Source organism: Longitalea arenae (genome assembly GCF_016924755.1).
GTDB lineage: Bacteria > Bacteroidota > Bacteroidia > Chitinophagales > Chitinophagaceae > Niastella > Niastella arenae.
In genome coordinates, this window is the sequence record NZ_JAFFJX010000005.1 from 38,259 (window position 1) to 57,434 (window position 19,176).

Annotated in this window: 14 protein-coding genes; 6 read left to right on the forward strand and 8 right to left on the reverse strand. The window is 46.6% G+C overall.

The window, feature by feature from the left end:
- The first annotated feature begins 24 nt into the window (after positions 1-24).
- From JT717_RS12960 to JT717_RS12970, 3 genes are all read left to right on the forward strand, one after another.
- Positions 25-957: an aspartate carbamoyltransferase catalytic subunit gene (locus JT717_RS12960; RefSeq protein ID WP_205510906.1), complete on the forward strand. Its 933-nt coding sequence runs from the start codon at positions 25-27 to the stop codon at positions 955-957.
- A gap of 170 nt (positions 958-1,127) precedes the next feature.
- A complete protein-coding gene (gene coaD / locus JT717_RS12965; RefSeq protein ID WP_205510907.1) occupies positions 1,128-1,592 on the forward strand; it encodes a pantetheine-phosphate adenylyltransferase in 465 nt (154 codons plus the stop codon).
- Between the two features lie 164 nt (positions 1,593-1,756).
- A complete protein-coding gene (locus JT717_RS12970; RefSeq protein ID WP_205510908.1) occupies positions 1,757-2,182 on the forward strand; it encodes a hotdog fold thioesterase in 426 nt (141 codons plus the stop codon).
- 96 nt (positions 2,183-2,278) lie between these two features.
- On the opposite strand, the gene JT717_RS12975 is transcribed toward JT717_RS12970, so the two are convergent.
- Positions 2,279-2,920: an NUDIX hydrolase gene (locus JT717_RS12975; RefSeq protein ID WP_205510909.1), complete on the reverse strand. Its 642-nt coding sequence runs from the start codon at positions 2,918-2,920 to the stop codon at positions 2,279-2,281.
- Between the two features lie 62 nt (positions 2,921-2,982).
- On the opposite strand from JT717_RS12975, the gene pyrE reads away from it, so the two are divergent.
- Positions 2,983-3,618, forward strand: a complete 636-nt coding sequence (gene pyrE, locus JT717_RS12980; RefSeq protein WP_205510910.1) for an orotate phosphoribosyltransferase — start codon at positions 2,983-2,985, stop codon at positions 3,616-3,618.
- Between the two features lie 102 nt (positions 3,619-3,720).
- Here pyrE and JT717_RS12985 read toward each other — a convergent pair whose 3' ends face one another.
- Together JT717_RS12985 and JT717_RS12990 are read right to left on the reverse strand one after the other, a co-directional pair.
- Entirely contained in the window at positions 3,721-4,077 is a 357-nt protein-coding gene (locus JT717_RS12985) for a heavy-metal-associated domain-containing protein (protein ID WP_205510911.1), read from the reverse strand.
- Between the two features lie 775 nt (positions 4,078-4,852).
- Positions 4,853-5,302, reverse strand: a complete 450-nt coding sequence (locus JT717_RS12990) for an LEA/WHy family protein (RefSeq protein ID WP_205510912.1) — start codon at positions 5,300-5,302, stop codon at positions 4,853-4,855.
- Between the two features lie 295 nt (positions 5,303-5,597).
- On the opposite strand from JT717_RS12990, the gene JT717_RS12995 reads away from it, so the two are divergent.
- The gene (locus tag JT717_RS12995; RefSeq protein ID WP_205510913.1) at positions 5,598-6,224 is read left to right on the forward strand and encodes a WbqC family protein; all 627 of its coding nucleotides are present in this window, start codon (positions 5,598-5,600) and stop codon (positions 6,222-6,224) included.
- Positions 6,225-7,345: 1,121 nt separating this feature from the next.
- Here the strand turns inward: JT717_RS12995 and JT717_RS13000 are convergent.
- The 3 genes from JT717_RS13000 to JT717_RS13010 all read right to left on the reverse strand — a co-directional run bounded on the left by JT717_RS13000 (position 7,346) and on the right by JT717_RS13010 (position 11,095).
- Positions 7,346-9,235: a M56 family metallopeptidase gene (locus tag JT717_RS13000; RefSeq protein WP_205510914.1), complete on the reverse strand. Its 1,890-nt coding sequence runs from the start codon at positions 9,233-9,235 to the stop codon at positions 7,346-7,348.
- Positions 9,236-9,529: 294 nt separating this feature from the next.
- A complete protein-coding gene (locus JT717_RS13005; protein WP_205510915.1) occupies positions 9,530-9,913 on the reverse strand; it encodes a BlaI/MecI/CopY family transcriptional regulator in 384 nt (127 codons plus the stop codon).
- Positions 9,914-10,219: 306 nt separating this feature from the next.
- A complete protein-coding gene (locus tag JT717_RS13010; protein WP_205510916.1) occupies positions 10,220-11,095 on the reverse strand; it encodes a sterol desaturase family protein in 876 nt (291 codons plus the stop codon).
- 173 nt (positions 11,096-11,268) lie between these two features.
- Between JT717_RS13010 and JT717_RS13015 the strand changes: the two genes are divergently transcribed.
- Positions 11,269-13,077, forward strand: a complete 1,809-nt coding sequence (locus JT717_RS13015) for a BamA/TamA family outer membrane protein (RefSeq protein WP_205510917.1) — start codon at positions 11,269-11,271, stop codon at positions 13,075-13,077.
- Between the two features lie 275 nt (positions 13,078-13,352).
- Here JT717_RS13015 and JT717_RS13020 read toward each other — a convergent pair whose 3' ends face one another.
- Entirely contained in the window at positions 13,353-15,605 is a 2,253-nt protein-coding gene (locus JT717_RS13020; protein ID WP_205510918.1) for a sodium-translocating pyrophosphatase, read from the reverse strand.
- Between the two features lie 234 nt (positions 15,606-15,839).
- Positions 15,840-18,929 (reverse strand): AsmA-like C-terminal region-containing protein, encoded by a 3,090-nt coding sequence (locus JT717_RS13025; protein ID WP_205510919.1) that lies wholly within the window; start codon positions 18,927-18,929, stop codon positions 15,840-15,842.
- Positions 18,930-19,176 lie beyond the last annotated feature (247 nt).

The following is a 19,176-nucleotide window of genomic DNA, read 5'->3' on the forward strand; positions in this document are numbered from 1 at the left end:
TTTCCCTTAATTTCGCTGCTTGAAATGCAACTTTCAGTTAAACATCTGCTCGGTATACGGGATCTCACCCGTCAGGACATTCAGATTATTTTAGATACTGCTACTCAATTCAAGGAAGTTTTACAACGGCCTATTAAAAAAGTTCCTTCATTGCGGGATGTAACCATCGTGAATCTGTTTTTCGAGAATTCAACCCGTACCAGGATCTCTTTTGAACTGGCTGAAAAACGCCTGAGTGCAGACACGATCAATTTTACGGCCAGCGCTTCCTCCGTTTCAAAGGGTGAAACCCTGCTCGACACCGTGAATAATATTTTATCGATGAAAGTAGATATGGTGGTTATGCGGCATAGCGCCAGCGGAGCCCCCCATTTTCTGGCAAAACATATTCCGGCAGCCATTGTAAATGCTGGTGATGGCATCAATGAGCACCCTACGCAGGGTTTACTCGATGCCTTTTCGATGCGTGAAAAGCTGGGCCGGCTGGAAGGTTTGAAAGTGGCTATCATTGGCGATATCATGCACTCACGTGTAGCCATGAGTAATATTTACCTTTTAAAGAAAATGGGGGCAGAAGTAACTGTTGCCGGTCCGCCAACCCTTATACCTAAATACATTAAGGAAGCATTTGACATAAGGGTAGAATATAACCTGCAAAAAGCGCTCGAATGGTGCGATGTGGCGAATGTCTTGCGCATTCAGCTCGAACGCCAGAACCAGGTGCTTTTCTCCTCGCTGCGGGAATACAGCCTGGCCTATGGTATCAATAAACGCCTGCTCGACAGCCTGAACAAGAAGATCGTGATCATGCACCCTGGACCTATTAACAGAGGCGTGGAGTTGGATAGCGATGCGGCCGACAGCAACCAGAGTATTATCCTGCAACAGGTAGAGAATGGGGTAGCGGTGCGTATGGCCGTATTGTACCTGTTGAGTGGTGGCAGGGAAATGAATTAGTTACCGGTTCCCAGTAACCGGTTACCAGCGCCTTGAAGGTCGAACCACTACCTGTCATTGGGCTTTCAAAAGTGTTTTGCCCGGAGACCGGAGACTGGTAACTGGCACCGTAACTTGTAACCTGTAACTGTATCTCAGCTGAACATTTATTTTGTACTCAATTCATGCATATGCAACGTATCGCCCTCTTTCCCGGGACTTTTGATCCTATCACCATTGGCCACCTGGATATCATTCACCGTGCGCTCCCTTTATTCGATAAACTCGTTATCGGTATCGGGCGGAATGTAAATAAAACGGCTATGTTCTCCGAAGAGCAGCGGATGAAATGGATCAAGGAGATCTTTGGCGATAATCCAAATGTGAGTGTAGTAGTATATGAGGGACTGACGGTGGAATGCTGCCGGAAAGTAGGGGCCAATTTCATTCTGCGGGGCATCCGGTACGTGAATGATTTTGAGTATGAAAAGGCCATTGCCGATATGAACCGTAGCCTCGATAAAGATATTGAAACGGTTTTTCTCACCTGTTTGCCCCAGTTTACCTCGGTGGCTTCTACCCTGGTTAGGGATGTGATCCGCAATGGCGGCGATGCACGGCAGTTCTTACCCGATGCAGTGTCAAAAAGCCTTTAATACCAATTAGCTAATTGGCTATATTGCTGATGTGATAATGATTTACCGTGCGGTTGCCATAAAAAAAGGTGCTGCATAACTTTTAGATGTTTTCAATCAGCACAGTAGCACAACTCGTCCCGCTTTGCGGGATTATCACATTAGCAAATTATCACATTGACCATATGATCTGGTTCAAAAAAGACCTGCAAATACATGAAATCGCCCAACTGGGCAAGGGAACGATGTCTGAGCATATCGGCCTGGCCTTTACCGAGCTGGGAGCCGACTATATAAAAGCTCAAATGCCGGTAGATGCCCGTACCCGCCAGCCATATGGCTTATTACATGGTGGCGCCTCCTGTGTACTGGCCGAAACCCTGGGCAGTGTGGCTTCTGCCATGGTCATTGATCCGGAAAGGTTCATATGCGTGGGCCTCGAGATCAATGCCAATCATGTCAGAGGTGTGCGCGAAGGCCTGGTCATTGGTATTGCCCGGCCACTGCATATTGGCAGTTCAACCCATGTTTGGGACATTAAAATTCATGATGAACGGGAAAAATTGGTATGTATCAGCCGGTTGACCGTTGCTATCCTGAAGAAGGCATAAAGGCAGGAAGGCAAGTAGAAACTTAGCCCTTGCCCAAAGCCATTGATCTCAAAACCGGGTCCGGGTATAAAAGCACCACAACCGACAAACCACAAACTACAAACTCGCAACCGGCGGATATCCGGCCGCTACCAACACATCTACAATGGCAGGAAAAGTATTGGCCAGGTATTTTCCAAGATGATCAGGACTTGCCCATTCTATTTCGGTGATCTGTTCAATGGTTTGCGGCGTTAATGGCTGTGCTTTTGATGCCGCCAGTAAATACCAGGCTGTTTCTTTCAGAATATGATGACCACTTTCGTCATAGGTATGCCAGGTGTTCAGCAGGTGTTTCTTCAATTCAATTTCCTGTAAACCGGTTTCTTCCTGCGTTTCCCGTACGGCACATTCGGCCAGGGTTTCCCTGTCATCTAATTTGCCTTTCGGCAGATCCCATTTACCGCGGCGAAATATGAACAATAGCTCATCGGCTTCGTTTTTAACAAGGCCACCGGCTGCCTGCACCAGCATGAATTTTTTCCAAAAGGCTTTTTTGAGTTCTTCCAGGTTGCTGTGCAGGTAAATGCCGGCATGGATCTTATCCTGCCGCATTTCATGGATCATGGAATTAATACCTCCATGCGAGAATTCATCGATCAAAACGGCATCGTCGTGATGAGCATAGGGCTCGATCTCAGGCGTAATGGAATCGGTAAGGAACAGTGGTTTGTCGTTAAAGTATATCTTTATGTGCATAACTTATTTTCAGTTTTCAGGTAGCAAAGACCAATTTCGCCGCAAATAACTTAATCAATTATATGTCTTCGAACGAAAAGGCGGTAGCCGAAAAGTTATTACAAAGTAATGCTATTAAATTAAATGCCACGCAACCCTTTACCTGGGCATCGGGTTGGAAAAGCCCCATTTATTGCGATAACCGGCGGGTATTGTCATTTCCTTTTATCCGCGATTTCATAAAATCAGAGATGTGCAATGTGGTATTCCAGGACTTTCCTGATGCTGAATTGCTGGCCGGTGTGGCTACTGCAGGTATTGCCTGGGGAGCTATGGCCGCCGACCAGTTGAAACTGCCTTATATATATGTGCGGCCCAAACCCAAAGAGCATGGCCTGGGCAACCAGATCGAGGGATATTATACCGCCGGCCAGAAAGTGGTGGTCATCGAGGACCTGATCTCAACCGGTAAAAGCAGTTTGCAGGTGGTGGATGTATTGAAAGCGGCCGGACTGGAAGTGATGGGAATGGTATCCATCTTTACCTATGGTTTCCCCGTGGCTGCTGAAAATTTTGAAAAGGCAGGGGTACCGTATATTTCCCTGACCAATTATTCTTCCCTCATTGAACTGGCTGTTGAAAAAGGAATCGTGTCGGGCGACCAGCAGGAGATCTTAATGGACTGGCGCAAAGACCCGGCTAACTGGTCGGGTAAATAGTTTGTTTTTAGACCAGTTAACTGGTTACTCATAAAGTGAAAAGGTGGGCCCTCCATGAAGAGCGGCCCACCTTTTTTATGCATTTTTGGGAAAGATCTGGAATTACATACCCCCGCCGTCCTCAGGCTTTTTACAGCACTTGGGCAGTTTTTTGTATGCTTCTTCTTCCGCTTTTACATCATCCGCATCGTACCCCGCATTGGCGATCGCCGCTTTAATATTTTCTACATTGGTACGCTCAGTCACATATGTAACTTTTGTGACATGTTTCTTAAAGTCAACATTTGCCTTCTGAACACCCTCTTCGCGTTTCAGGTAATCTTCAATGCGTTTTTTGCAACTTTCGCATTGTACGGTCGGGGTTTGAATGGTTACGGTTTCAACCCCTTTTTTAGATTGTGCCGAGGCAAAGGTGGTGATTCCCATAATGGCAATTACCAGGAAAACGATTTTCTTCATACCACTTGTTTTCTCAAATGTAATTATTTCGGGTCATCCTTTCGTTAATTTTTATACCGCTGACCACGTCCCGGAACAGCTGTTCCGAACCCATGTACTGATGCCAGGCTAAAAAAAACAGGAGGAGGCGAACCATTTTAATGGTAATAAAACGGGCCAGAACCGGTGTCGTTCACGGCTTACCTTAACTGCTAAACATGCTCGAACTTCAAGCCAAACTGGCAGGTATGGCTCAATCGGTGCTGATCGTTTTTGAGCAGGTAATCACATGAAAACTGGGCGTCCCGGTTCATGAATGATAGCGGAGCGTTCAAAATTTTGAGCGCGATTCTCCGGTTCAACCTAAAAACGCCTCAGGGAGTGCAAACGGTCAATCCAAAAAATGGGCTTGCAGATTTCCTGACAGGCTGCAGCCGGTTAATTTATACAATTCGAACAGCCGAAATTTCAAAAAACCAGCCCGGCCGGCAGCCTGTCTTTTTTGATAACCGGTTGCACTTTTTTAAAATAAGGTCAAGAAAAGGGCAGGGCAGGCATCGCTTTTTGTGTGCGCGATCTTCATTTTTTAGTGATCGCCCGTCGCAATAATTCCGTGCTGCGTATTTTCCTTCTCTGCCGGAAAAATCACCCGGCTGCTAAAATTTTTTTCCAGCGACCTTTTGCCGTCGCATGGCACTCCCATTGGCGGAATGCCTTTGTTAGAACCGGCAATAAAAAACCGGATTTCCAAAAAATGGAAATCCGGTTTAGTTGTGATGCAGGTTATAAACGGCCTTTAAAATTTGATCTTTTGCATGCCTTCGTACCGGATCGGGTAATTTATAAAGATACCGCCCCGGCCGATTTTTGCACTTCCGTTCAGTTTGATGAAGACGCTATCGGTTCCGGTGGCCAGGGATTGAATGACACCCATAGCGGTATTGTTCATATCCACTTTTAGAATCACCGGCAACAAAAAAGTATCCTTTTTCGGAATTTGAATGGTGGAATCGAGGGTCGTCTTTCCAAAAAAATTGTTGTTGACATATACATCAACGGCCGCTCCTTTCATGGTCACGGGGTACTTATTCGGATTATAATATTCCACATCAGCTCCCACTGTCGACTCCTTCAATCCAAACTTTAGCACCTTAAAATTTTTCACCCCCAGGTAATCGAAGCCGGTTGGTTTTGCACAGCCGAATGCCATCAGGGGTAGGAGCAACCATCCTATCGTTTTTCGCATGTCATTGATTTTTGGGCCACAATGTAGCAGATAAATTTTTCCGGCCAAAAAAGGATTGTATTTTTAGCATTTTTGCTTGCTAATAACTTTAGATTCCAGGAAATTTAGACTTGTCTAAAAGCTGCTCTTGGGCCTACCAGTATTTTTAGCAGTCATTTTTGTAATAAAATGTTAACTATAAGCGATATAAAAACGATTTGTTGAATTTTAAATGCAAGGTTTGAAGGGGTAAAAGTGGATGTTTTAACCGGTTTTAAATACGATCTTAAACAGAAATTGAGAAAGTTAGTTTTTTATGAAGTTAATTATTGAAAGTCAATATTTTCCACCTGTTACTTTACTAAAAAAGTCAATTGAACTGAAAAATATAAATTTTGACTTATATGAACCGTGGCGAAAAATGAGTTTCAGGAACAGGTGCGTGGTGGTTGGTTCAAACGGCCCTATCAATTTGAGTGTTCCGGTGCTCGAAGGCCGGGAACAGAAAAAGCCGATGAAGGAGGTGATCGTCGATAACCGGAAGCCATGGCAATCGCAACATTGGAAAACCATTACTTCCTGCTATAACCGGTCGCCCTGGTTTAGCTTTTTTGAACCGGAGCTTAGCCGCTTGTACCGGCAGCCGGTTGAACTGTTAAGCGAGTGGAACAAGACTTGTTTTGAATGGGTGATCCGGAAGCTGGGAGTGGATTTAGATGTTAATTATTTTGAATACATTCCGGGTGAAGAACCGGCTCCTGATTTGGTGGATTGGCGGAATAAACTCACACCAAAATCGCTTAAAACGGAGTTCCCGGAACCGCTGAAATACCACCAGGTTTTTGAAGAGCGCATTGGGTTTATTCCTCATGTGAGCATTTTGGATCTCTTGTTTTGCGAGGGTAAAAATGCCCGACGGATTTTAACAGACGCTGCTAGATGAGCCTTTTTTGATCGTCTTTCCCATTTATGGAAATGGGAAAAACAGCTTTCCAGGTAAATAATTTCCGGCAGTATTGCCGACAAAGCATTTACTGTTTTACAATTTGTTTTAGTCTTTTAGAATTTTGTTGCAGCAACTTTAGATGTTTCGATGTCTAGCAGAATATCACTTAGTACTATATATGCTGGCCGGCAATGGCTAAAATGAAAAGGAGGAAAGCAGTTGTACTTTGTAAATAGTTTTTACAGGACCGGCGGATGGACAAGCCCATGAATTAACACAGTTCCGTTTCGAAATAAAAATGAAGCCGAACCTCTTACAAAATTAGAATGAGAGGTACCCGATAAAAGATTTTGATGGACAAGACACTTCATCTCTTTTGGTAATGTCTGCGTAACCAATACCAACTGCGAACAACAAATCCCGCCAATGGCGGGATTTTGTTTTTGAGTTCATGCCGGCATTGATCGCCTCGCAATGACCTTTACCCATTCAGCCGCGAACGTTTTCCGCTGCCAGTTAGTCATAAAATGTCCTCCACCCATCTTATTGATTTGCCGGCTAAAGCCAGTGCTTACATGCGATTTATTTCAAATGTTTGGTGTCCAAATTTCTGAAGAATATGAATAAGTATTTGCGTTGATAGCTTGCATAGTGGTTTTCCGTTCGTAGCTTTAGCTCGTGATTTTGTTGTCATTAATCCGATCCGATTGGAAACTGGAAGGTGATTTTCAAGCCAGTCGCCTTTCAATCAACTTTATCCATGCACATGATTTTTCCTGAATATCCTGCCTTGTAAAGGCCGGTCATGATCTCAAATTATCGGTCGGCCTTGCAGGATGTCTTTCCGGATAACAGCCATTTATTCGCAAAATTTGCAAGTAGTGACCCAAAGCAATCCTCCCTCCAAGACCATTTTACCCGGTTTCTTGCAATTTATGGAAGAGAAATTTCAACAGATATTTTCTGATTATTTTCCGCTTTTGGATTCAAAAAGAGATTTTTCAGCCCGTTTAATTGATATTTATAATAAAACATATGTGAGGCATTTTTAAAAATATTGGGCAGTCAAGGCAAAAAAATCCCCGGTCTGCTGACCGGGGATGCTCGGAGAATATGTTTTAGATCTGCACGATCTTCTTTTTCTTACAAGGTTTGGTACATTTCTTTTTCTTTTCCTGTTCCAGTTTCTTTTCCTTTTCCAGTTTTCTTAGCTGTTCATGTTGCATTAACCGGTCGAGCAGGATCTGTTGCTGGGCTTGTTTTATTTTTTCCTGCTGCAATGCTCTTTCACGTTGATAGTTCCCTAACCGCACGATGTAGGCATCCCGCATATTTTGGATCTGGGTATTGGCCTCGGCCATGGCATTTTCGGTGGCCGCATTCAACTGTTTCCAGTCGATCTGCTGCAGGGCGTTTTGTATTTCCTGCTGCACCTGGCTAATATCGATGGTCATGCCCTGCGCTTTCAGCACCTCTTCGAGCTTTTCCCAGTTAACCTGCTGCAAAGCCTGCATCGACTTTTCCATGGCTTCTTTTGCTTTCAGGTCGGCAACGGTTTTAATGTATTTCTTGGGCACTGAGCTGTCTTCTACCGCCTGGAAATAAAAACTGTTTCCAGGCACGTAAGGGAATACCTGCTGCGGCATCGGTGACGGGGGAGCGGGTGCACTTTCTGGTAAAGAATAAGCTACCGCTTCAGCATTGTTCACAAACGCAGCCACCTCATCTAACTGCTCAGGCAGTTCTTCCAGTTCTTTTGAAAGGGCGGCCAGTTTAGCGTCAGCGGTCAGCTCGATGAGCTGCTCCAGTTTTTTATAATCATCCTTCGGTTCTGTACATGGATCTTTTTGGCAATATTGGGTCTCTGCAGCGGCCGCTTCATTATCGGTAGCAGCCGGCTCTTTGGCTGTTTGCACCGGGCGCCCCTGCATAGGCGGGGTCGTGAACACCTGCACCGCTTCAAAAGCCATGGGCTGGGCAGGCGCCGGTTTCAGCTTTTTTACGATCACATAACCCGGATTATACCAGCCAATAAAGGCAATAAGCAGGGTAGAAAGCAGGTAGGCTACCAGTCTGTGGCTGAATGGATTGCTTACTGGTTCATTACCCAGGATGCGTTTAACCCGGTTCAATAAAAAAAACTTGTCTTTGCCGGTTGCTGCCAGGGCCAGTGCGCTGGTTCCTGCCCGGTTTTGTTCGAGGCTGAGCAGCGCCCGGGCATAGGTTTGTGGTTCATAACGGAACTGCAGCACGAGGTCATCGCAACAGTTTTCCCGCTCCTTGCGAATAATGGCCGTCAGCAGGCGGGCAAAAGGGTTGAAGAACAGGATCACATCCACACAGGCTATGAGCAGGTTCACCAAATAGTCGTTACGGCGGATATGGTTCAGTTCATGTAATATGATGGCTTCGGCTTGTTTGAGTGATAAGTGATTGACGGCAGCCACCGGCAGCAAAATAACAGGTTTAAATATGCCGAGCGTTACCGGTGTATCTACCAGGTTCGAGAGCCAGATCTGCACTTTCTTTTTGATACCCAGGTGTTGTACCGCTTGTTGCAGAAAGATCCGCCATTCCGCATCAGCTTTTTGCAAACCCTTGGTAAACAATTGCTGGGTGTGGCGATATTGCAAATAAAATCGAACGAAAAGAAAGGCGGCTGCCAGCAGATAGGCCAGTGATAAAAAGGGCAGGGCCGGTTCAAACCACTGGGAAATAAAACCACCCGGCCAGGTATGTGGTGCGGTGTTGTCGTTCTCTACATACAAGGTGATCACCTGTGGACCGTTCGCAGCTTCGTAAAGGTTCAGCACCAGGGTGACCAGGAACCATAAAGAACCGCCGGCCAGGGTTAACAGGGCGAGTGTGTGTCGTTGGCGGGATAGCAGTTTTTGTCCATTCCTCGTAAGAGCCACGTACACCAGCCACAACAAAGCCATTTGCCATAAGCTGTTCAGTAATGACCATCCCAATGCTTTAAGGAAAGCCGATTGGTACAACAGATTCATCGTAAATATTTTATCATGTTTGGCAAGATGCCCGCCCGAAGCCGGACGGGGAGATGTCCTGTAAGGACCGCCCTGGTATAAATAACCAGTTGGTTTGCCGCGGTCCTGGGGCCATCGGTTACTATTTATATAGACCTGTGAAGTTCAGGTACGCCTGAAGCAAACGCAAGTTCAAATAATGCACTTCACAGGTCATCCTTTACTTGTAAACTGATCCGCCAGTTTGCGGATACAATTAATCCTGAAACAAACACAAGCTCAAATGGCGCACCTTACAGGTCAGCCCAGCGAATATTATTGTTTTTTCAGATTGTCAAGAACTTTCTGGATCTCCTCCAGTTCTTCGGCCGATGCTTTATGATTGCCCAGGGCTTGCATAACCAGTTCTCCGGGCGATCCGCCAAACAGGGTGTCGATCATCTTGTTCAGTAGATGCTTTTGGGTCTTTTCTTTGCTCACTGCGGCCTGGTAAATATGGGTTTTGATGGAATCATCGCGTTTTACCAGTCCTTTTTCATGCATGATCTGCATCAATTTCAGGGTGGTGGTATAGCCAGCTTCCTTGGTTTGCAGCAATTCTTCATGCACTTCACGTACACTGGCATTTCCCTTCTTCCATAAGATCTGCAGGATCTCCAACTCGCTTTCTGTGGGTTTTATAGTTTTTGTAGTAGCCATATTTAGAACAACATTTGACTAAAAATACGACAAATTTCGTAAGGTTTTGTTAATACAATTTAAATAAACGAAAATTTTCGTGGACGTTAATTCCGATGGATGGTTACCAGGAAGGATGAATAATCGGCTCGGTGTAATTTCCTGTGGCTGGCAAAGGAAGGCGGTAAAAAACAGGCATTTAGAGGTGGCCATTGAGGCCGGTTACAGGAAAAGGGCGGCCGCCGAAAGAAAGCGTCTGATCGGTAAGCCGGGTTGCCAGATACCCCTATGATATCGCCGAGGCGGCCCCTAACTGGCAGCTAGCTATTAACCGCAATTCTTTTCAAGTTCGTCTTTCATTTCCCGGGCCGTTTTGCTGCTCCCGTTATGGCTCCAGCCGGGTGGGCGCAGCAGGTAATTGACCCCATTTCGGAAGGATCCCGACCGCCAGGCCTGGCCGAACATATCGCGCCATTCCCTGAAGGCTATTTGCACGGGGTTGAACGTGTCGAGGTTCTTCGTTAACCCATACACCGGTCGCTCCTCTTCCTTTTGAAAAGTGCCAAACAGCCGGTCCCAGATGATCAGTACCCCGCCATGGTTCTTATCGAGGTATTTGAGGTTACTGCCATGATGCACCCGGTGGTGTGAGGGCGTATTAAAAATAAATTCGATGGGCCCCGGCAGCAGGCGGATCGTTTCTGTATGGATCCAGAACTGATAGATGAGACTCACCTGTTGCATCAACAACACTACAAAAGGATGGAAACCTACCAAAGGCATCCACATCCAGAAAACAAAACTGCCCGTAAGGTTGCCCGTCCAGGTTTGCCGCAGGGCGGTTGACAAATTGTATCGCTGGGATGAATGATGCACTACATGCGATGCCCAGAACCAGCGCATGTTATGAGAAGTATAATGAAACCAGTAATAAGAGAAGTCGTCGGCAAAAAAGGCGAGCGCCCACATCCACCAGGTGAAAGGCAGGGTAAAGAGCCGGATCTTATACACGAGCATAAATGCGCCTAAAACAAGCAGCTTTGCCAGTAAACCGGAAATAACATTGCCGATGCCCATGGCCAAACTGCTGAATGTATCTTTCACCTCATACAATTCCTTATGTTCCCGCCAGGAATACCAAACTTCGAGCAGCAGCAATACGATAAAGCCGGGTATTGCAAAATAGAGGATCTCCGGGGCCATAGGCAAGCAGTTTAATGGAGCTATTCAGCACAAAAGTAGATTTTTTTCTACATCAATGAGAATCGCCGGAGGCTGTACTTTGGTACATTGCGTGGTATAAATGATGTAATTGAACAGTAGACACACCTAAAGTGTTAATTGTCACCCCAGTCCCCTGATCAACCGTATGAATTATGCATGTAGCGATCCGATATATTATTTGCTATTGCTGGTGCTTCACCGGTTTTTTATCGGCGATGTATGCACAGGATAGCACCAAACGCAAAAGAACGGTTGGTTCCCTGGCCAAAGAAGTTTACCGCAATTTCCTGGTCACCGACAATAGGAGCCAGGACTCCACTTTCTTTCAAAAAAGTGAAGAAAGCTTTCGACCTTTTACCGGTAAGGTGATCCGGCGCATCGTTATCCGCAATCTCTCATTCGGCGAAAACGTAAATGATACGGCCCACACCATCATCAGTGCGTTGACAAGAACCGCCGACCGTCTGCAAACCAATACCCAGGATTGGGTGATCAGGGAATTATTGTTCATTAAAAAAGGACAGCTGGTAGATCCTTACCTGCTGGCGGATAATGAACGTTTTTTGCGTGACCAGAATTTTATCAAGGATGCGCGGATCGTTATCCGCCGAACCAGTCATGAAGATTCGGTGGATGTACTCGTTCGTTTGCGCGATGTGTTTAGTTGGGGCGCTGAAGTAAAAGCATCGGGTATAAAAGATTTTCAGCTGTCTGTATACGATGCCAATTTCCTGGGCATGGCGCAAAGGCTGGAATTAACGGCCTTGTACGACCGCACACGCAATCCGGTGATCGGGCCGCAGATCAGGTACCGCAAAACAAGTCTTTTCGGTTCTTTTATTAATGTAGATGCCGCATACACGACGATCGATAAAGGCGCTTCATTAGGGTTTGAAAATGAAAGGGCCTATTACCTGAAGCTCGACCGCCCATTATATACACCCAATGCGCGCTTTGCCGGTGGCCTGGAATTAAGCTGGAATCAAAGCACCAATGTATACCAGAAACCGCCCGTGCAGTTCAGCGATTACAAATACCAGTTAGGTGATGCATGGCTTGGTTATAATATCGGGGTGTATAAGCAAAGAAAAAACAGCGAGGATAGCCGCCGCCGCCGTTTTGTATCGGTGCGCTATTTCGATCAGCGATTTATACAACCGCCGAAGCTCGATTCCTTCGATGCCCGTTATGTTGATAAGCGGTATGTGTTGGGACAGTTCACCTGGTATAAAATAAATTTCTATCGTACCAATTACATATACGGGTTTGGAAGAACGGAAGATATACCGGTTGGGATGATGCGAAAGATAACCATTGGCCCGGCAAAAGTTGACAGCCTGCACCGCTTGTATGTAGGGTGGGAGTTTGATCACTGGCTGGTTGATAAGCGTAATAATTACTGGAATTACACGCTGGCCCTTGGTACCAATTTATATAAAAAGGAATGGCAGGATAACAGCGCCTTCCTGAACTTTTCCTGGTTCAGCCGTTTATTCGATTTCCCTAAATTCAAGATGAGGCAATTTGCCAATATAAGTTATTCTGCCATCTATAATCACAGGGTGTATGAACCCTTGTATATAAACAATGAATTTGGTCTCGACCGTTTCAGTACCGACAGCGTGCGGGCCACGCAGCGCATTTCGGCGGGTACAGAAACCAGTTTGTATACGCGCTGGCGTTTACTTGGTTTCAGGATCGGATTTTTTACGTTTGGCCGGGCCACCTTAATGACACCTGCACAAACTGGTGTATTCAGGGGCGGCTTTTTCCCGGCTGTTGGCGGCGGCATTCGCACGCGCAATGAGAACCTCATCTTTGGTACTGTTGAAGCCCGCTTTACCTGGTTTCCCCGCACTTTATATGATGTAAACAATATAACGCTCACGGTGCACAGTAACCTGCGTGTTCGCTTTACCGGTTCGTTTGTGCAAGCGCCCTGGTTTGCGCTGGTACGGTGAACAGCCAATGTGCTGATTTGCTGATTTGCTGATGTGCTGATTGAATACAGAAATTCGGAAGAAGTTAATTAGTTAATTCAGAGATAAGTGTAAACATATAGAAGAGGTGTGTTTTCATTAGCACATTAGCTAATTAGCACATTAGCATATTAAAAAAAAGGGTCCCCGATGTAGAAACATGGGGACGTTGGTATTTGGTATGATATAGTGCCTTAAGTTGTTACTCCAAAGATAATGGCGTTGTTTGAATATTTTGAGAATTTTTTTTGGAATTCTCAGTTAATCTTTTTTTCTATTGTATAAGTATTTGTTATATCACGGTTATGCTCAGGTATTACGGTTTTCTTTGCTGTATGTACAGTATGCGTATCACCGTTACTATAGATCTGAGCCAGGCTGGGCGCGATAACCAGCGAAACGATCGACATCAATTTGATGAGGATGTTCATAGATGGACCCGATGTATCTTTAAAAGGATCACCTACTGTGTCACCGGTAACGGATGCTTTATGCGGCTCACTCTTTTTGTAATAGATCTGGCCATTGATGTCAACACCTTTCTCAAATGATTTCTTGGCGTTGTCCCAGGCGCCACCGGCATTATTCTGGAACATGCCCATCAGTACACCACTAACGGTAGCACCTGCCAGGAATCCACCCAATGCTTCAGGGCCCAGTAAGAAACCAATGATGAGTGGTGAAACGATCGCTATAGCACCCGGCAACATCATTTTTTTGATAGAAGCGTCTGTAGAAATGGCAACGCATTTATCATACTCCGGTTTGCCTTTTCCTTCCATGATACCTGGAATGGTTTTGAACTGGCGCCGTACTTCTTCTACCATCGCCATGGCTGCTTGTCCAACCGCACGAATAGCCAACGCAGAGAAAATGAAGGGGATCATTCCGCCCACAAAGAGGGCGGCCAGCACATCGGCTTTATAGATATTGATGCCGGGAATTCTGGCAACACCAACAAAGGCTGCGAACAGGGCCAGGGCGGTCAAAGCAGCGGAAGCGATCGCAAAGCCTTTACCGGTAGCCGCTGTTGTGTTACCAACCGCATCCAGTACGTCGGTCTTTTCGCGTACCTCACCAGGTAGTTCGCTCATTTCTGCAATACCACCGGCATTATCCGCAATAGGACCAAAGGCATCGATCGCAAGCTGCATGGCGGTGGTAGCCATCATACCGGCGGCCGCGATACCCACGCCATATAAACCGGCGCATTGATAAGAGCCCCAGATACCACCGGCCAGTACGAGGATCGGTAACAGGGTTGATTCCATACCTACTGCCAAACCACCAATTACGTTGGTAGCATGACCGGTACCGGATTGACGCACGATGCTTAACACCGGGCGTTTACCCATGGCTGTATAATATTCGGTGATGATGCTCATTAATGTTCCTACTACCAGGCCAACTACAATAGCGCCAAGAATGCCCTCGCGGGTGAATGTTTTGGCGCCTTCTACCAGTGAACCGTTAACCGTATCGCGTACCAGGTGAAAGTCACCGGCAGGCAGGATCCAGAACACCAGGGCGATAGAGGCAATGGCCGTAAGAATGATAGAGCCCCAGTTACCCATGTTCAGCGCTTTTTGCACGGTATTCGTATTAACACCGGCAGACTCACTGATGCGTACAAAGAGGGTCCCTACAATGGAAAATAAGATCCCTACACCGGCGATCAGCATCGGCAGTAATATCAGCGAGTAACCACCGAACTGGTCCTGCACAACGGCTTCCTGGCCCAGTACCATGGTGGCCAATACGGTGGCTACATAAGAACCGAACAGGTCGGCGCCCATTCCGGCCACATCCCCTACGTTATCGCCTACGTTATCGGCAATGGTAGCGGGGTTGCGTGGATCATCTTCAGGAATCCCTGCTTCCACTTTACCTACCAGGTCTGCACCCACGTCGGCAGCTTTGGTATAAATACCGCCACCCACCCGGGCAAAGAGGGCGATTGATTCAGCGCCCAGGGAAAAGCCGGTAAGCACTTCGATGGTCCTGATCATTTCCTCGGAGTTCACGGATGCTTCGGGTGCAAAAAGTACTTTGAGGATGATGAACAATCCGCTTAAACCCAATACGGCCAAACCGGCAACACCCAGGCCCATTACAGAGCCACCGGTGAAGGATACCGCGAGGGCTTTGCTTAAGCTGGTGCGGGCTGCATGGGCGGTGCGAACATTGGCTTTGGTGGCAACGCGCATCCCGATGTATCCGGCTGTAGCACTGAATACCGCACCAATGATGAAAGCGATCGCTATTGCCCAGTGCGAGTTGGGGTTAGCGCTGGCCATTACGCCGAGCAAGAGGGCTACGATAACAACGAAGTAGCCGAGAATTTTCCATTCTGCCCGTAAAAAGGCCATTGCACCTTGTGCTATGTATGTGCTGATCTCTTTCATGCGGTCAGAGCCCGCTTCTTGTTTAGAAACCCAATTGAATTTGATGAAAGTATACAGCAAGCCGACGATACCCATAACGGGCACTAGATAGAACAGTTTGTCCATAGTTTTGATTTCGTAATCGCTAGATTTTTTAGAAGTGAACAAAAATAGGGGAAAACGGCCTAAAAACGAAAACAGTTCTGGGTTTCAGCGAATTCCGAATACTAATTTGCTAATGAGATAATTTGCTAATGTGCTAATAGAAAGCCCCCGCCGTGCTTCCCTCAATGGGGCGCTTAGGTGGGGGCCTGGTTATGTCTGTATTTTTATCAGCACATCAGCACATCAGCTAATTAGCTAATTTTTCCTCTTCAGGCCCTTCAGCAGGCCTTTCACCTTGTCTTCGGCGCTTTGCCTGATGTCTTTCTTCGTACTGTCTTTAGTGGCTGTCGTATCCTTCTGGCCAAGTACCTGTTTGGCGATATAATCCTTAGCCGCCTGTTTGGCCTCGTTCTTTACCGATTGCAAAGTGTCTTTGGCGGCGCTTTTGGCGGCGGCCATGGCGCTGTCTGCCGATGCTTTTTTAGCGGCTAACAGTTCCTGGGCCTGGTTTTTCATGTCATCGGCCAAACTGCTGCCTGCACCGGCCAGGTCGGTTTTTACGCTGGGGTTGGTAATGGAACCACCCAGGTTCACTTTGAAGCTGATCATATCGCTGACCTTGATGGGAATACCTTTGTTGCTGGCCTGGGTAGCCAGGTTATTGACCAGGGCATTGGCCTTGCTGCCCAGCTTTTCACGCGGCACTTTCATGTTGATCACATAATCGATCGACTGATCGAGCCCATGTTTGCCGCCTATTTCCATATTCATATCCTGCACTTTTACATTGAAAGGTTTTACAAACACTTTTCCGTCGGCTATGTCAAAATAGCTCTTCACGTCTTTCAGGGTAATAGCTTTCAGGCTGTTGATATCAAGTGTATTTGCCAGTTTTTCGAGCGGTGCAAATTTGTTCAGCACGCCTTCCAGTAAAAGGAGTGAGCCATTGCCCGTGAGGGTACCCAGATCGGGCATCATGGTTTCACCCAGTTTGCCATTCATGGTGAGCTTTGACGTTAGTTTGCCCGAGATGAACTGGCCGATGGGCATCAGTTTCTGGAAGGTGTTAAACGCGAAAAAAGATTTTTGAATATCCAGGTTCTGAATGTCATAGGTAAGCGAAATGTCGGGTTTCTTTTTGCTTAGTTTGGTAGAGTAGGTGCCACCAAGGGCAATGTTTCCATCCAGCGCCTGCATTTTCACATCTTTCAAACTAACGGTTTCGTCTTTGATCGCCACGGTACCGGCAATATTCCTGTAATCGACCTTATCGTATCTTACATTGCCTGCTTTGGCATTGAGTGTAAGGTTAACATTTTTGGGAACCGCAAATGGTTCGCTGGCAGCCGCTGTTGTGGTGGCAGCTGCGGTATCCTTTGCTGCAGGTGCAGGAGCAGGAGTGGTGCTACTGGTAGTGCCCATTAATTTGTTCAGGTCTACTTGATCGGCCGATACATTCAAGACACCCGTCAGGGGTTCATCTTTCAACGCATAACCGATCAGGTTGTCGAAGCTGCCGTTCGCGTTAAAATTGGTTCCCTGAAAACTACCGGTTGCATCGTTCACGGTTACGTTCTTCGGGTTAAAGGTGAGCAGGGTGTTCTTCAGGTTTACGCCATCGGGATAGTCCTTTGACCTGTAGCTTAGGTTCGAAACCTGTACGGTGCCGGCCGTTTGTATGGCATCGTACTGGCTTTTATCGATCATTGATTTTTTCCCTTTTACCGATACATTGGCCTGCAGGTTACCGGCCAGGGAAGTGCCCGGTTCAAAGGCATAGAACTGCGCTACGTTCGCGAGGTTGAAACTGCCTCTGGCTGTGCCATCGAAATAAGGATCAGAAGCCAGGGTCTTCAGTAACAAACTTAGATCGATCACGTCTTTTCCGATCTCTGCATGTGCTGCCGGAATCTGGATCACCGCATGGTCTGCCACTCCGTCCGGGCTTTCGAAATTTATTCTGGCGCTGGTATTCTGAATAGGTTGCGGAAAGTCCTTCGACGCATAATACAGCTTGTTAATGTTCACAAAACCTTTGGCAAAGAAATCGCCGGGCTGTTGTTTTTGTACAACGGCCAGACTGCCTTTTGCCTGTACATCGGCATCAACGGTGCCGGCGAGTTTTGTGCCGGGCAGTTTTACCAACTGTGTAATGCCGGCAAGGTCGAGATGGCCTTTAGCGGCTGCGTCGATGTACTGTATGGTCATAGGCTTTTGGAACAACACATGGAAATCGAAAGGATCGTTGCCAAATTCAATATGACCTTTCAGCAGGTTTATCACTGTATTATCGGGCTGACCATCGTTATTGAATGCATTCAGCTGCAGGTTAATGTTTTTAACAGGCTTGGGCAGGTCGGGGTACTGAAAGAATCCATTTTGAATATCGAGCGTGATATTGTAGGCAGGTAAGCGGCTGCCGCTGTAGATGCCTTTTACCGTACCATTGAAAAGGGCTTTACCGCTTGTTTTGATCTTTTCGAAGTCCGTCTGGTATACAGCCGGTATCAATGAGAGAATGCTCTTAAAGTCGGTGGAGGGCGCTTTAAAGGAAAGATCCATATTATAGGTGCTGTCGTTCACCAACTGGAAAAAACCTTCTGTTGCCAGTTTTAGATCGTTCAGCGCTATTTCATCTGTCTTCCAGGAGTATTTGCTGTTTTTTGTGTCTACCTGCAGATCCAGGTCAATGCCGGTTTTCGTATGGTTGAGGTAGGGTATACCGCCATAAACGAAGGTGATCTCATCGGCCTTTGTATTGGTTCGCAGGGTAAAGAGCTCGCTGGTAAAATCGCCGCTGCCCTCATGGGTAAGGTTAATGAGCTCGGTATGCATGCCCGAACTGGCATCGTCGTATTTGACATACGCATTATTGATCTCATAATGCTTCAGGTTCATCTGGAAGGCCGATGAACTGGTATCTGTGGAAGGGGTGCTTGCCGTATCGGGTTTGGCTATATCCCAGTTTGCTTTACCGTCTTTGGTAACAATGGCATGAATACGCGGTTCGTTTATATTAACCGAATAAATTTTCATATTCTTGCCGCCGATTACGCTGAAGAGGTTAACCGCTACATCAATTTCTTTGGCGCTGATGAGGGTGTCTTTGGCAAAAACATCGGTGCCTGTCACCCGCAGGTCTTCGAGCGCTACCGATACCCTGGGAAAATGACGGAAGAAGGAGAGGTCGAGGTCCTTGAAATCGACGTTGGCGTTGATGTTCTTATTGATCTGCTCTTTGGCAATAGCAATGATCTTGCCCTTGAAAATAAAGGGAGCCACGAACAGGATAAGAAGGAGAACGGCCAGGGAAATACCGGTGATCTTGGCGATTTTTTTGAGCATAGGTAATTGGTTTACTTGCAATTATCTGATGTGAAAATACTTGAAAAAGAGGCAAGTTACAATAAACAAGATACAATGTTTAGAACAAGATTCGCAATACTGGTTGACGGTTTGCCGGTTTCCGGTTACCAGCAGAGAAATTTTGAGCATGGCGCCAAAAATCAAAATGCCCTTAATTTGTGCCCGGTAACTGGTGCCCCAAGGTAACTGCCATGCAACCCTGGAAGCGGGGAAGCACCATGAAACC

Coding starts and splice junctions, on each gene's coding strand:
- JT717_RS12995 (WP_205510913.1), top strand. CDS start 5,598: ATGAAGTTAATTATTGAAAGTCAATATTTTCCACCTGTTACTTTACTA.
- JT717_RS13025 (WP_205510919.1), bottom strand. CDS start 18,929: ATGCTCAAAAAAATCGCCAAGATCACCGGTATTTCCCTGGCCGTTCTC.
- JT717_RS13015 (WP_205510917.1), top strand. CDS start 11,269: ATGCATGTAGCGATCCGATATATTATTTGCTATTGCTGGTGCTTCACC.
- JT717_RS12985 (WP_205510911.1), bottom strand. CDS start 4,077: ATGAAGAAAATCGTTTTCCTGGTAATTGCCATTATGGGAATCACCACC.
- JT717_RS12970 (WP_205510908.1), top strand. CDS start 1,757: ATGATCTGGTTCAAAAAAGACCTGCAAATACATGAAATCGCCCAACTG.
- JT717_RS12990 (WP_205510912.1), bottom strand. CDS start 5,302: ATGCGAAAAACGATAGGATGGTTGCTCCTACCCCTGATGGCATTCGGC.
- JT717_RS12975 (WP_205510909.1), bottom strand. CDS start 2,920: ATGCACATAAAGATATACTTTAACGACAAACCACTGTTCCTTACCGAT.
- JT717_RS13010 (WP_205510916.1), bottom strand. CDS start 11,095: ATGGCCCCGGAGATCCTCTATTTTGCAATACCCGGCTTTATCGTATTG.
- coaD (WP_205510907.1), top strand. CDS start 1,128: ATGCAACGTATCGCCCTCTTTCCCGGGACTTTTGATCCTATCACCATT.
- JT717_RS13000 (WP_205510914.1), bottom strand. CDS start 9,235: ATGAATCTGTTGTACCAATCGGCTTTCCTTAAAGCATTGGGATGGTCA.
- JT717_RS12960 (WP_205510906.1), top strand. CDS start 25: ATGCAACTTTCAGTTAAACATCTGCTCGGTATACGGGATCTCACCCGT.
- JT717_RS13020 (WP_205510918.1), bottom strand. CDS start 15,605: ATGGACAAACTGTTCTATCTAGTGCCCGTTATGGGTATCGTCGGCTTG.
- pyrE (WP_205510910.1), top strand. CDS start 2,983: ATGTCTTCGAACGAAAAGGCGGTAGCCGAAAAGTTATTACAAAGTAAT.
- JT717_RS13005 (WP_205510915.1), bottom strand. CDS start 9,913: ATGGCTACTACAAAAACTATAAAACCCACAGAAAGCGAGTTGGAGATC.